General features: G+C 67.7%; 11 protein-coding genes and 1 riboswitch. All 11 genes read right to left on the bottom strand.

The window, feature by feature from the left end; all coding sequences use genetic code 11:
- Positions 1 to 248: 248 nt before the first annotated feature.
- The 11 genes from obgE to H5T74_03565 all read right to left on the bottom strand — a co-directional run bounded on the left by obgE (position 249) and on the right by H5T74_03565 (position 14,039).
- Positions 249 to 1,529 (bottom strand): GTPase ObgE, encoded by a 1,281-nt coding sequence (gene obgE, locus H5T74_03615; protein MBC7229466.1) that lies wholly within the window; start codon positions 1,527 to 1,529, stop codon positions 249 to 251.
- A 296-nt stretch (positions 1,530 to 1,825) separates the two neighbouring features.
- Complete coding sequence (rpmA, locus tag H5T74_03610; GenBank protein MBC7229465.1) at positions 1,826 to 2,083, bottom strand: 50S ribosomal protein L27; 258 nt, start codon at positions 2,081 to 2,083, stop codon at positions 1,826 to 1,828.
- A gap of 25 nt (positions 2,084 to 2,108) precedes the next feature.
- Positions 2,109 to 2,474: a 50S ribosomal protein L21 gene (rplU, locus tag H5T74_03605; GenBank protein MBC7229464.1), complete on the bottom strand. Its 366-nt coding sequence runs from the start codon at positions 2,472 to 2,474 to the stop codon at positions 2,109 to 2,111.
- A 189-nt stretch (positions 2,475 to 2,663) separates the two neighbouring features.
- A complete protein-coding gene (locus H5T74_03600; protein ID MBC7229463.1) occupies positions 2,664 to 4,517 on the bottom strand; it encodes a hypothetical protein in 1,854 nt (617 codons plus the stop codon).
- Positions 4,518 to 4,613: 96 nt separating this feature from the next.
- Positions 4,614 to 4,703: riboswitch (cyclic di-GMP riboswitch) on the bottom strand.
- Between the two features lie 483 nt (positions 4,704 to 5,186).
- Positions 5,187 to 5,837: a class E sortase gene (locus H5T74_03595; protein MBC7229462.1), complete on the bottom strand. Its 651-nt coding sequence runs from the start codon at positions 5,835 to 5,837 to the stop codon at positions 5,187 to 5,189.
- Between the two features lie 12 nt (positions 5,838 to 5,849).
- Positions 5,850 to 7,130, bottom strand: coding sequence for an Rne/Rng family ribonuclease (locus H5T74_03590; GenBank protein MBC7229461.1), 1,281 nt, complete (start codon positions 7,128 to 7,130; stop codon positions 5,850 to 5,852).
- A gap of 62 nt (positions 7,131 to 7,192) precedes the next feature.
- Positions 7,193 to 7,774 (bottom strand): DUF2344 domain-containing protein, encoded by a 582-nt coding sequence (locus H5T74_03585; protein ID MBC7229460.1) that lies wholly within the window; start codon positions 7,772 to 7,774, stop codon positions 7,193 to 7,195.
- Positions 7,762 to 9,627, bottom strand: a complete 1,866-nt coding sequence (locus tag H5T74_03580) for a TIGR03960 family B12-binding radical SAM protein (GenBank protein ID MBC7229459.1) — start codon at positions 9,625 to 9,627, stop codon at positions 7,762 to 7,764. Before H5T74_03580 ends, H5T74_03585 begins: the two co-directional genes overlap by 13 nt.
- Before the next feature lie 108 nt (positions 9,628 to 9,735).
- A complete protein-coding gene (gene ftsZ, locus H5T74_03575; protein MBC7229458.1) occupies positions 9,736 to 10,797 on the bottom strand; it encodes a cell division protein FtsZ in 1,062 nt (353 codons plus the stop codon).
- 754 nt (positions 10,798 to 11,551) lie between these two features.
- Positions 11,552 to 12,349, bottom strand: coding sequence for an FtsQ-type POTRA domain-containing protein (locus H5T74_03570; protein ID MBC7229457.1), 798 nt, complete (start codon positions 12,347 to 12,349; stop codon positions 11,552 to 11,554).
- 721 nt (positions 12,350 to 13,070) lie between these two features.
- On the bottom strand, positions 13,071 to 14,039 hold the full coding sequence (locus H5T74_03565) for a D-alanine--D-alanine ligase (protein ID MBC7229456.1): 969 nt from the start codon (positions 14,037 to 14,039) through the stop codon (positions 13,071 to 13,073).
- Positions 14,040 to 14,043 lie beyond the last annotated feature (4 nt).

Raw genomic sequence — 14,043 nt, 5'->3', positions numbered from 1 at the left:
TGTCTTCCCTCTCTTGATGCGCTCCGGCGTCTTTCGCGTCCCGTCCCGTCCTTCCGTCCCCGGACGGTCATGGCCGTTCCGTTTCTCGCGTCTCGCGAAGTGCGGGTTCGCTCCCCGTCCCCTCCCCCCCCGGAAAGGACCGCCGCACACAGCCAGTATAATTCCCGCGGCGGCTTCAAGTCCCGCCGCTCCCCGCCGGGGGGGCATGCAGATCACCGCATCCGCCCGCACCGGGGCCCCGGCCGCCCTTAGCGCCCGGGGAGGAAATCGAAGACGTATCCGGCGATGACCACCGTATCGCCCTCTCCGGCACCCTGCCTCATCAGCTCCTCCTCCACGCCCATCCGCATCAAGCGCGCCTGCATATAGGAGAGGGCCTGGGGGTTCGAGAGGTCCAGGCTCTTCACCAGCCGCTCCACCCTCTTCCCCTCCACGTGGAAGGCATCTCCGCGGCGCGAGACCCTGAAGCCGCCCTCCCGCTGGGGGTCGTAGGTGTAAAGGGTCCTCTCCCGCGGCAGCTCCCCGCCGCACTCCCCGCGCGCCTCCTCCACCAGCTCCGCCAGCCTCAGCACCAGGGACATCAGCCCCTCGCCGCTCACGGAGGAGAGGGGATAGAAATCCCAGCCCCTCTCGGCCGCCGCCCTCCTGGCTTCCTCCAGCCGCAGGGGGTCGGCGACGTCCAGCTTTGAGCCGGCCACCAGGTGGCGCCTCTCCATCAGGCCCGCCCCGTAGGAGGAGAGCTCCCCGAGCACCACTTCCAGGGCGCTTGCGGGGGCGAGGGGGGCGTGGGGCGAGAGGTCGAGAAGGTGCAGGATGACCGCCGTCCGCTCCACATGGCGCAGGAAGCGCAGGCCCAGTCCCTTTCCCCGGTGCGCCCCCTCCACCAGGCCGGGCAGGTCCGAGATGACGAAGCTCCTCTCCTCGTCCACCCGCACCACCCCCAGCACCGGCTCCAGGGTGGTGAAGGGATAGTCCGCGATGCGGGGCCTCGCCGCCGAGAGGCGCGAGACGAGGGTGGATTTTCCTGCGTTGGGAAGCCCTACCAGGCCCACGTCCGCCAGCAGCTTCAGCTCCAGACGTATCCATCTCTCCTCACCCGGCTCGCCCCGCTCCGAGAAGTCGGGGGCCCTACGCGCCGGGGTGGCGAAGGAGGCGTTCCCGCGGCCTCCCCTGCCGCCCGCGGCGGCGACCATTTCCCTGCCGGGCCGGGAGAGGTCCGCCAGCAGCTCCCCTCCATCGCCCCTCACCTGCGTGCCCACGGGCACCAGGAGCACCAGGTCCTCGCCGTCCGCCCCGCGGCGGTCGTTGCCGGACCCGCTCCCCCCGTCCTCCGCCCGGAAGTGTTTTCTGCGCGTGTATTCCACCAAGGTGTTCACGCCCTCCGAGGCGCGGATGATCACCGAGCCTCCCCTGCCTCCGTCCCCGCCGTCCGGGCCGCCCAGGGGACGATACTTCTCGCGGTGAAAGCTGGTGCAGCCGTCGCCCCCGCGGCCTCCCCTAACCTTTATCCTCGCCTCGTCGATGAACATCTTACCTCGCCGTCCGGCATGCCGTTCCCGGCGCCCCCTCTCATCGAGGGTGAAGAACGCCCGTCACCCGCGGCATCCACGCGCTCCCCGCCGGCGCCGCGGCCGCCCGTCCTCCTTTTATCGCCTTCGCCTCTCCGCTGCCCGTCTCGCCTCCGGCGCCCCAGCCTCCCAGGAGGCGCGCGCCTCGAGGCAGGTCGCTTCCGTGCCGGCCCGCGACGTCCCCCAACCCTTCCCGCAACGGCAGAACCCCGGCCCGGCCGGGGTTCTGCCGCCATGAAGGAGCCGCTGGCAGCGGCCTATTCCTGAACCGGCGTGACGCTAACGATATGGCGGTCTCCGCTGCGGCGGAAACTCACGTATCCGTCCGTCTTTGCGTAAAGGGTGTAGTCCTTGCCCACCCCCACGTTCTCTCCCGGCTTCACCCTGGTGCCGCGCTGACGCACCAGGATGGAGCCTCCGCTCACGAACTGTCCTCCGAAACTCTTTATACCCAGCCTCTTCGAGTGGCTGTCTCGCCCGTTGCGCGAGCTTCCCACGCCTTTCTTACTGGACATGCGACTTCACCTCTCCCTTTGCGGCTCAGTCCTCTCCGGCCTCCCCTTCCTCCTTTTTCCTCCCCGCCCTGTCGGCACGGAGCGCTCCCGTGATCTTGTCCACCCTCACCTCGGTGAACAGCTGGCGGTGGCCGCGCTTGCGGTGATAACCCTTCTTGGGCTTGTACTTGAACACGATCACCTTCTTGCCCTTGCCGTGCCGGATCACCGTGCCCTCCACCCTGACCTTGCCGGCCTCGGGACCCGCCAGGACCTTACCCTCGTCTCCCGCCAGCAGCACCCTGTCGAAGACCACCGCGTCTCCCTCGGGCACGTCGAGCTTCTCGATCCTGATGACCGAGCCCTGCTCCACGCGGTACTGCTTGCCTCCCGTCTCGATAACCGCGAACATGCTATACCTCCAGGGCCAATTTTACCACAGCAACAAACAGTAACACGCACGGAAAGCGGTGTAAAGGCACTGTGCTGGTTCACTGCATCGCGGACAGCTGCGCCCTGTCCGCAGCTCCCGCTCCCCGCACGGCCGGAGGGGCGCCGCACCGCGCCGGCGCCCCTCCCCTCTATGAAATCCCTCAACCGCCTATTGCACGCAACCCTCCGCGAAATACCACCTCCTGGAGGGCTCGCTCGCTCCCATGGCGTTGTTGCCGTCGGCCATGCCGCGGTAGTTGAAATATTGCGCCAGCTCCACCACCACCGGCGAAGAGGACCTCACCTCGGTGCTCACCTCGGCGTCCGCCAGGCCCTCCACCTCGTCCACGTGGATGGTATGGCGGGCGTGGGGACCGATCTCCACCTCGCGCTCCACCTTCAGGCCGTCGGAGCGCATGAAGACCACCTTCACCACGGCCTTCTCCTCACCGGGGTTGAGGAGGAGGACGTACTCGTCGAACTCCCCTCCCGTATATCCCTCCGCCAGGTACCAGCTCTCGGCGGGGGAGGCGGCGCCGACGGTCACATGCCCTCCACGCCGGCCCCGGTAGTCGAAGTACATGGCGCGCTCCGCCACGATGGGCAGGTCCGAGGTCACCGAGGTGGAGACGTCCGCGGACTCCAGGCCAGGGATCTCGTCCACGTGCACGGTGTAGCGACGGCGCCCGGGCACGCTAACCTGCCTCTGCACCACGCTGCCGTCAGGCTTCATGAACCTCAGGGTCACCGTGGTGGCTGCCTCGTTGGGGTTCTGCAGCAGGATCCAGGTGTCGAAGCTGTCGCCGGTGTAGCCCTCGGCGAAGAACCAGGTCCGGGAGGCCGAGCTGGCGCCGATGGAGCCGTGGCCGCCGTCCTTTCCTGCATAGCTGAAATACATGGCGCGTTCCGCCACCACCGGGAGATCCGCCACCACCTGTGTGGAGACGTCCGCGGACTCCAGGCCCGGGATCTCGTCCACGTGCACGGAGTGCCTGCGCCTGGGGAGGATGTTCACCTGGCGGGTGATCACCGCCCCGTCCGGGCGCATGAAGTTCAGGGTCACCGCCACCTCGCTGTCGTTGGGGTTCTGCAGCAGGATCCAGGTGTCGAAGCTGTCGCCGGTGTAGCCCTCGGCGAAGAACCAGGTCCGGGAGGCCGAGCTGGCGCCGATGGAGTCGTGGCCGCCGCGCCGTCCCTCGTAGCTGAAATACATGGCGCGCTCCGCGAGCACCGGGAGGTCGCTCTCCACCTGGGCGGAGAAGGAGCCGCATCCCACCGTCTCGCGCACCGGGACCGTGAAGCGGCTGCCCGCCGCCACCGTGTAGGAGAAGCTGCGGATGCCGCCGTCCTCGCCCTGGAAGTCCACCTTCACCCTCGCGTCCTCGGGGTTGGGGTTCATGAGCAGCAGGTAGGAGTCGAAGCTGTTGGACGGCGGGGCGGAGGGCACGGGCGCGGAGGGCGAGGTCCCGGCGGGCGCGGGCGCGATGTTCCCTTCCCGGTCAGCGGTTTCGGGGATGGGGGAGAAGCACATGAACTCCTGGGTGATGTAGAGGGTGTTCCCCTCCGCCACCACCCCCACCCCGATGCAGTTGAACTCCGCCCGCAGGATGTTCTCCCGGTGTCCGGGGCTGTTCATGAGCGCCTCGAAGGCCACCTCCACGCTGGGGGCCTTGGCGATGTTCTCGCCCGCCAGGGTCCAGCCGGTGATCCCCCTGGCCACGATGCGCTGCTGCAGGTTGCCGGACGCCGGCGAGACGTGCCCGAAGAACCCGTACTGAATCATCTCCGCGGAATAGGCGCGCGCGAAATCGGTGAGCTGCCGTTCCGCGTAGAGGGAGGGAAGGCCCGCCGTGTTGCGCGCCTGGTTGACCAGCTCCAGCATGCGGGCCTCCGCGGCCGTGGCATCGACCGCCGCGGCGGCCTCCACGGCCGGAAGGATCATCGGTACGGTCACGGTCAGGGCGAGAAAGACGATCGCGAGTAGAGGTGTTGCGCCCTTCTGCCACCGAGTGAGCCCCTTCATCGTCAGCCTCTCCTTTGTCCCCGAGGCCGGTGGCAACTCTCCCGTTCCCCGAAAAACGAACCGCCCTTTCCTCCACGGAAAGGGCGTCGCTTATGAGGCGGCAACCTGGCGATCATAACCGCTTGCGCGGCCTTAGACCCATGGCTTTGCGCCCTCTCCTTTCGGAAGAGTTTGCCTTTATCACCTACAGGGATATGCGGTTCTCAATGTCCGTTTCCATTATCGTCAGGGCGGCCGGATTCCTTGAGCCCGGACACAAAATTATATAAAGGCCGGATCTACGGCCAGCAGCATCAGGATGCGTCTTTTCCTGAACGGCGCCTCCTCTTCAACGGGTTCCCTGAACCGAGCCGCGTTTTCCCGGAATTCATGCCGCAATAAGCGGGCCGGATGCGCGGGTTGAAGGCACTGCTGACCGCGGGGGGCGGGGCCGCGACTCCGGTTGGACGACGGGCGCGGGAAGGATGCCTCGCCTCATCCCGGCCGGAGGTCGATATAGGCCCCTGCGGGGGAAGAAAAAACCTCTAAAGGATGGGGGCGGAAGCGCCGATAAGGATAATGCCAAAATCTACGCCGAGTGAGTTTTGGCCTCGACCGGAAAGCCTGCCCACTTTCCGGTCTCTATTTTTCCGGTCTCGATTTCCGGTCCCGCCTCCCTTTCCCTGGTTCTTATCCTTCCCTGGGAGTGCTCTCCACCAGCCTGGCGATTACCACTATGCGTTGCGCCGCGCTATACCAGGGGTGGCAGGCGGTGAGGGTCAGCTTGGGATCTCCCCCCTGTTCCAGCACCGTGAGGTCGGAGGGCTGCACCACGCGCTGCTCGTAGACCTCGTAGACGTAGCGGTTCGAGGCGGTGACCAGGGTTATCCTCTCCCCCGCCGTCAGTTGCTCGATATGGCGGAAGGGGGCCCCGTAGGTGGTGCGGTGACCGGAGATGACGCAGTTCCCCGCCTGCCCGGGATAGGCGGTGCCGGGGATGTGCCCGGGTCCCCGCTTGAGGTTCTCGGCGTCGTCCAGCCCCCACAGCTCCACCACAATGGCATCCAGGCCGATGCGGGGCGCGATGATGCGGGCTATGCCGTCCCCCACCCCCACCTCGCCGCTCTCCGGGGAGGGAGGCTCCCTCTCCCACTCCCGCCGCAACTCCTCCTGGGCCCTCGCTGCCCGCCGGTCGGTGAAGTAGATGTACGCGTAGACCCCCGCCAGGGCCAGCAGGCCTAGGAGGATGAGGGAGATGCCCAGGACGACGAGCAGCTTCCCCCTGCGGCGCCGCCTCTCCCCCTCCCCTGCCTCCTTTCCCGGGTGCCTCTTTCCCTTCATCGGCCGCTCCTCTCAGGGCTCACGGAACACCACGCCGCGCCCCTGACACACCGGACAGGTCTCGCCGAACACCTCCACCAGCCCCTCGGAGACGTTCTTGCGCGTCATCTCCACCAGGCCCAGTTTGGTGAGTTCCACCACATAGGTCTTGGTGCGGTCTTTTTCCAGTTCCTGGTTGAGAGCCTTGAGGACCGCGCGGCGGTTCTTGGCCTCGTTCATGTCGATGAAGTCGATGATGATGATCCCCCCGATGTCGCGCAGCCTGAGCTGTCGCACCACCTCCGCCGCCGCCTCGATGTTGGTACGCAGCACCGTGTCCTCCAGCGAGCGGTCTCCCACGTATCTGCCGGTGTTGACGTCTATGGCGGTGAGGGCCTCGGTTCTGTCGATGACGATGGAACCCCCCGAGGGAAGGGGCACCTCCCTGCGCAGGGCGTCGCGTATCTGGCGGTTGATGTCCAGGGCCTCGAAGACCGGTGTCTCATCGGCGTAGCGCACCACGCGCTCGGCCAGAGCTGGGGCCACCATCTTGAGGTACTGCTTGATGCGGCGGAAGGAACGGTGGGAGTCCACCAGCACGCGCTCGAAGCTCTCGTCCATGATGTCCCTGATCACCTTGATCTCCAGTTCGGGCTCCTGGTAGAGGATGGCAGGGGCCCTCTTCTTCTCCGCCGTCCGGTGCACCTGGCGCCAGACCTTGTTCAGGTAAGCGAGGCTCTTCCTCAACTCCGCCGCCTCCGCCTCCCGCGCCGCCGTGCGCACGATTATCCCCACGTCCTTGGGCCTCACCTCCTCCACCAGCTTGCGCAGGCGCGCCTTTTCTCCCTCGTCCAGGCGATGGGAGATGCCCACGCTGTTCATCTGGGGTAGGAGCACCAGGTAGCGCCCGGGTATGGAGAGGTAGGTGGTGAGCCGCGCTCCCTTGCTTCCCATGGGGTCCTTGGTGACCTGGACCACCACCTCCTGTCCCGGCTTCAGCAGCCTGGTGATGTCGCGCTTCCCCTTTTGTCGCTCCTCCTCCACGAAGATATCCCCCGCGTAGAGGAGGGCGTTGCGGTTGTGGCCGATGTTCACGAACGCCGCCTCCATGCCGGGGAGGACGTTCTGCACCCTCCCCTTGTAGATGTCCCCGACGATGGAGCGCCGCTCGTGATGGCCGACGAAGATCTCCTGCAGCTCGCCGCGCTCCAGCACCGCCACCCTGGTCTCATCGTGGTAGGACGCGACCACTATCTCTTTGCCGGGAGGGGCGTCCTTTCCCTTTTCAGCCGCGCTTCCTCTTCTTCTCGCCATGCTCTCACCTGCTCCCCACAGGCCGCCGCCACGGCGGCGGCGTCAAGCACCGCCCCTTCCGCTCATCTCTCCACCGGGCGCAGCTCGCCGCTCTCCGCGTGGTAATGATAGACCTCGTCTTGCACATCCTCGCATACCTCCTCGGGGGAGGCGTACAGCCCCACCCTTACCACCCTCCGCGGCCCCCGGGACCACCCCGGGCGCGACGACACCGCCGCCAAAGCGTCCTTCAGCCTCGCCTGGCTTTCGCCGGCCACCTTGAGGAGGAGGTAGAGGATGCCGCCCTCTCCCTCCAGGCGGTAGAGGCCGTAGCGCGCCCAGCGGGAGAGCTTGGGCATGCCCGGAGGGAGGAGGCGCACCTCCCGTACCGACAACCCCGCGGGCAGGGCGCGGTTCAGCGCCTCCACCGCCGCGTCCTCCTCAACCTCACCAGTCACGGACACCTCGAGGTATTCCGCCTCCGCCTCCACCCCCAGGGGCAGGGCGGGCGAAAAGCTCATGCGCGGCCGGGGGTTGTACCCGGAGGTGAACTCCAGGGGCAGGCGTGAGCGCCTCAGCGCCCTCTCCAACGCGCGCATGCTCTCGCGGTGAGAGAGCAGGGCCGCGTCACCGTGCTTGCCGTATTTTACCATCAGGCGCGCCATGTTCCCTCCACCTCAGGGGGACCGCCTTCCTTCTCCGGGCATGCCCCGCAGCCGCTGCAGGCGGCGAAGCGGCAGTCGGGGGTCTCCTCTTCCCGCGCCGCACGCCGGTACTCCGCCCACAGGAACTCCTTGGTCACCCCGGCGTGGAGGTGATCCCAAGGCAGGACCTCGTCCCGCTCCCTCTCCCTCTCCGCGTACCACGCCGCGTCCAGCCCCGCCGCCTGCAGGGCGCGCTCCCAGCGCTCCCAGGAGAAGCACTCGCTCCACCCGTCCAGGCACCCGGCGCGCGCGGCATGTAGCACCACCGGGAGCAGCCTGCGGTCACCACGCGCCAGCACCCCCTCCAGCCGGCTCATCTCGCGCGCGTGCCAGCGCAGGGTCACGCCGCGCATGCGCATGCCCTCCTTGAGGATGAAGTGCCGCCGCGCGACGGCGGGAGCCGGCATCTGACCCACCCACTGCAGAGGAGTATGCGGCTTAGGGACGAAGGTGGAGACGCTCACGGACACCTGCAGTCCCCGGGCGGGTGCGCCCGCGTTTCCCTCGCGCATGATGCGCCGCACCAGGGCGCAGATGGCCTCCACGTCCTCCTCCTCCTCGCCGGGAAACCCGATCATGAAATAGAGCTTCAGTCTTCTCCATCCCTCCCGGTACGCGCTGGAAACTGCTTCCAGGAGGTCCTCGTCGGACACCCCCTTGTTCACCGCCCTGCGCAGGCGCTCGGAGGCCGCCTCCGGGGCGAGGGTGATGCCGGTCCGCCTGACCTTGCGCAGCCTGGACGCGAGTTCCACGCTGAAGGTATCGGTGCGCAGCGAGGGCAAGGAGACCGCCACGTGTCTGGCCTCCATCTCCCGCGCCAGGTCGTCTACGAGGGAGGAGATGCAGCTGTAATCGGCGCTGTTCAAGGAGGCCAGGGTGAGCTCGTCGCAGCCGGTGTTGTCCACCAGCTCCCGCCCCCAGTCCTTCAGCAGCTCCTCTCCGCGCTCGCGCACCGGGCGGTAGACCATCCCCGCCTGGCAGAAACGGCAGCCACGGGTGCATCCCCGGAAGATTTCCAGGCTGCAGCGGTCGTGTACCGACTCCACCAGGGGTACCGGCGGACGCCGCGGATAGCGCCAGGCGTCCAGGTCCCGCACCGTACGCTTGCGCACCGGCAGGGGCGCTCCCCCTTCCGCCTCGATACCCTCCAGCCTGCCGTCAGCATGGTAGGCCACCCGGTAGAGGGAGGGCACGTACACTCCCGCCAGGTCCGCGCAGGCGCGGAGGAAAGCGGCGCGCCCTTTTTTCCCACCCCTCTTCCATTCCTTCAGGGCGTCCAGCAACTCGTGGACGACCTCCTCCCCCTCCCCCACCACCAGGAGGTCGAAGAGGCCCGCCACGGGTTCGGGGTTGAAGGCGCAGGGCCCTCCCCCGACCACCAGGGGACAGGCATCGTCTCGCTCCGCGGCCAGGAGGGGGATGTGCGCCAAGTCGAGCACGCGCGCCACGCCGGCGTAGGTCAGCTCGTGCTGCAGAGTTATGCCCACAAGGTCGAAGGCCAGGAGGGGAGCGCGGCTCTCGAGTCCGAAGAGGGGCACGCCGCGCGCCCGCATGCGCTCCTGCATGTCCACCCACGGAAGGTAGGCGCGGTCGGCCATGGCGTCCTCGCGCTCGTTTATCTCCTCGTAGAGGATGAAAAGCCCCAGGTGGGACATGCCGATCTCATAGGCGTCGGGATAGACGAGCACGCAGTTGACCCCCTCGCTCCTCAGGGGCTTGCGCCGGGCATTGACCTCGATGCCCAGGTAACGGCCCGGGCGGGAAACCCCCGGGAGCTCCTCGCTCAGGAATCTCTCCAGCTCCGCTCTCTCCATGTCCCGCGTTTCTGCCTTTCCGTCTTTCAAACACAAAGGCGGCCCTCAGAGCCGCCTCATGAACTTCGCCCCGGCCTCCCGCGGCCGGTTCCGGGGTTCGGCCCTTCTTTACTTATTGCGTAGAAAGACCGGGATGTCCAGCTCCTCCGACTCGAAGACCATGGTCTTCTCCGGGGGCGCCTCCGTCTTCACGCCACGGCGTCCCGGCTTGCTGGGGGCAGTGCCGAACTCGAACCCCGTGGCGATGACCGTGACCTTGAGCTCGTCTCCCAGGGAGTCGTCGATCACCGCTCCGAAGATGATGTTGGCGTCGGGGTCGGCCACGCTGGCGATGATCTCCGCCGCCTCGTTCACCTCGAAGAGCCCCAGGTCCGTGCCCCCGGAGATGTTGAGCAGGATGCCTTTGGCCCCCTCTATGGAGGCCTCGAGCAGGGGGCTGGAGATGGCGGCCCTCGCCGCTTCCGAGGCGCGGTTCTCGCCGCTCCCGACCCCAATCCCCATGAGCGCCGATCCCGCGTTGGACATGATGGTGCGCACGTCCGCGAAGTCCAGGTTGATGAGCCCCGGCACGGTGATGAGGTCGGTGATGCCCTGGACGCCCTGGCGCAGGATGTCGTCGGCCATGCGGAAGGCGTTGAGGATGGAGGTCTTCTGCTCGGCGACTTCCAGCAGACGGTCGTTGGGGATGATGATGAGGGTGTCCACTTTCTCCCGCAGCTTGTCTATCCCCGCCTCGGCCTGCTGCGCGCGCTTGCGCCCCTCGAAGGAGAACGGCCGCGTGACCACACCGATGGTCAGCGCTCCCTGCTCCTTGGCGATCTCCGCCACGATGGGCGACGCGCCGGTGCCGGTTCCGCCTCCCTTCCCGGCGGTGATGAAGACCATGTCCGCGCCCTTGATGGACTCCGCGATGGCGTCCCTGTTCTCCAGCGCGGCCTGCTCCCCCACCTCCGGGTTGGATCCCGCTCCCAGCCCGCGGGTGATGTTGCCGCCGATGTACACCTTGACGTCGGCGTCGGACATCAGGAGGGCCTGTGCATCGGTGTTGATGGCCACGAACTCCACGCCCTTGAGCCCGGCGTCGATCATGCGGTTGATGGCATTGGTGCCGCCACCTCCCACTCCGACCACCTTGATCACCGCCAGATAGTTGGTCGCTGTCTCCGGCATCTCCGGTCCCTCCTTTATCCCCGGCCTCTCGAAAAACCCTCGAGGCGCGCTCTCAAAGTCTAAACCTTTGGTCGATACTCTTCACCCGCCGTACCGCCTCTCCTCTCCATTCTCCCTCCCGCCGTCAACTCTAGACTACGACGGGGCCCCGTTTATCTCCTTCCCCATCCTTCCTCTTTTACATACTTTTTCCATCTCGGCCCCGGAGGCGCCTCGTCACCGTCGGGGCCGGGCCGCAGCGCCAATCCCTCCAACTTTATCCGCTATATCCCTTCTCGCCCGCCGGAAACCGGTCCTCCCGTGTCTTTCCGCCTTCCCCCGCCGCACCGGCTCCCCACGCACCCCGGGTCCATACCGATCCCGGAGCCGCTGCCCACCCGCGTCCCTTTCCTTCTCTCGCCCCCGCGACGCTCCCCTTACCGCGTGGCCGTCCGATTCCCGCATCCTCACTGGGCCCGCATCCGCTTCTTTCCGGGCACCTTCCCTTTTCCCCGACTTCCTCAGCCGGCGGCCCCTCCGAGCACATCAACCGCGCGACACGCGCCGCCCGCGGCAATATTATACCTTAACGGTAACATGATGTTTGCATTATTGTCTAACCGTTAAGTCTTTATCTATACAGGATACAGGCGCCGACTTCAACCCCCACCGCTCCATAGCCGCCTCCATCCTGCCACCAGAGGGCGTCGCCGCCGCGCCTGTTCCTACGGGTAAAGCGGCACCGGAAGATCGCCGAGACGGAATGGCGCTGCGATCACGGGGTGGCGACGGGCTGAGTCCCATCCATGGAAACCGGCTTGACGACCGGGCGGTCGGGAAAAGACACGTCTATGTATTCCAGCGAGCCGTACCGTCCCGCCAGTTCCCCCAGCGCCAGGCAGGCTATGGAGTTCTTCCGTTCCAGCTCCGAGAGGTCTCCGTAGAACACCCTGGTGCCGCACGCCTCCAGGTACAGAGCGCCGTTGCTGCATCCCGCCGCGCTCACCATGCCCCCCAGCTCCGGGTCGAGGCTCAGCAGCAGGGAGGCCACGCGCAGGAGATCCTCCGCGTCCACCTTCTCTCCCGGCACCAGGAGGGGCAGCCCGGAGGCCCTGATCTCCGCCAGCCCGGTGGGGGCCTGCTCCAGACTCTCCAGCACCGTGCCGTCCCCGGCAACCAGCACGCACCTGCCGTTCTGCCGCACGAAACCAGCGGGCTCCCTCTCCCGCACGGTGAGCAGGACCGTGGCGGGGAAGCGCCTTGACACCCGGACTTCCTCGACGTAGGGCTCCGTGAGCAGCGCCCTCTCCACCGCCTTCACGTCCATCTTCAGGAGATGCGTCTCGGGGGTGATGCCGCTCAGGACGCGTAGGTAGGAGCCATCCAGTCTCCGGTTGCCACTTACCTCCACCTCCCGCACGTTCAGGACCCCCGTGGCGGTATACACCCAGAGCAGGCAGCCGAACGCCGCCACCAGGAGGACGGAGAGGATGACCGTCCTCGCCCCGCCGCCTTTTCGCCCGCCGCACGGACGCGGCCCGATCTCGGCCGCGCCCTCTCCCGCGACCGCCATCTCACCGCGCGCACGGGCGCCCGCCGCGCTTCCGCCCGCCGACGCCACGCCGCGCGCCGCCCCGCTCCCGCGACGCACACCGCGGAGACCGGGCGTTTCCGCTCTTTTTTTCCCGACCCTGCGGGAGGCCGATGCTCCGTCCGCGGCGGCCCGCGCGGCGCGCCTTTTCCCGGAGGCTTCGGACATCCCCACCCCGGGGGTCCCATCCGCCATCTCCGCCGGGCGCTCCCGGCCCGCGCGGCGTGGCCGCCTCCCTTTTTCTTCCCGGGCGGCCCTCTCCGCGGCAGGACCTCCCCTCCCGGCTCCGGTCAGGCGACCCGGGAGGGGGGCATCGTCCACCCTTGCCATCTCCGCCGGGCGCTCCCGGCCCGCGCGGCGTGGCCGCCTCCCTTTTTCTTCCCGGGCGGCCCTCTCCGCGGCAGGACCTCCCCTCCCGGCTCCGGTCAGGCGACCCGGGAGGGGGGCATCGTCCACCCTTGCCATCTCCGCCGGGCGCTCCCGGCCCGCGCGGCGTGGCCGCCTCCCTTTTTCTTCCCGGGCGGCCCTCTCCGCGGCAGACCTTAGTTCTTCGCCCTCCTCGCCCTTTACGATCCCCAGGAAAGCCAGGGGGGCCTTAGCGGCGGTCCTTTTCTCCCGCGTGCGGGACGCCTCCGCCTTGCGCTTTGCCGCCACCCGCGACCGGGCTCTGGAGGCCCTTACGCTGGCCCCGCCGTGTCCGGCGCTACGCGCTCTCACGGCAGCCACCCTCCCGGTTGATCTTCAGGCGCGCCGTCTCCAGGACCATCTCCACCACGCGGTTGAAGGAGATCCCCGCCGCCGCCGCCGCTTTGGGTATGAGGCTCAGCGAGGTCATTCCGGGGATGGTGTTTACTTCCAGACAGTAGGGACGCTCCTCCGCGTCGAGCATGAAATCTACGCGGGAGAGACCTTCGCAGCACAGGGCGGCGTGCGCCTCCAGGGCAAGCTCCTGCAGCCTCTCGGCGAGAGAAGCGGAGATGGGCGCGGGGACGATGTATTCCGTCATCCCCGGGGTATATTTGCACTCGTAATCGTAAAACCCTTTGCTGGCAACCACCTCGAGCACCGGCAACACGGTGGGGCCGCCCCCCACCAGGCCCACGGTGACCTCGCGGCCGGTGATGAAGCGCTCCACCAGCACCAGGTCGTCATGGCGCAGCGCCTCCCGTATCGCATCCTCCAGTTCCTCGCGCCCCCGAACCCTGCCCGCCCCCACCGTGGAGCCCTCGCAGTTGGGCTTGACCATGCAGGGGAAGCCCAGGAGGGAGGAGACCTCTCCGGCCACCTCCTCGAGCCCCTCCGCGCCCACCCGCGCGGCGCTTACCACCACGTCCTCGACCACGGGGATGCCGCAGGCGCGGAAGACCAGCTTGCTCAGGTGTTTGTTCATGGCCAGCGCGCTGGCCATGACCCCGGAACCGGTGTAGGGGATCCCCAGTATCTCCAGCAGGCCCTGGATGGTCCCGTCCTCCCCCATGCGCCCGTGCAGCGCCAGGAAAGCGGCATCGATGCGCCCCTGCAGGTCCGCCATGCGCAAGGCGACGTCGGGGCCAACGTCCACCTCCACGACCTCGTGGCCGAGTTCGCGCAGGGCGGAGGCCACCGCTCCTCCGGAGCGCAACGACACCTCCCGCTCCGCGGAGGTCCCTCCCATGAGCACCGCGACGCGCATCGCC

This window comes from Actinomycetota bacterium, assembly GCA_014360645.1.
Classification (GTDB): Bacteria; Actinomycetota; Geothermincolia; order Geothermincolales; family RBG-13-55-18; genus Solincola_B.
Note: the sequence above shows the minus strand (reverse complement) of the source record. Positions and strands in the feature narration are given on the sequence as shown.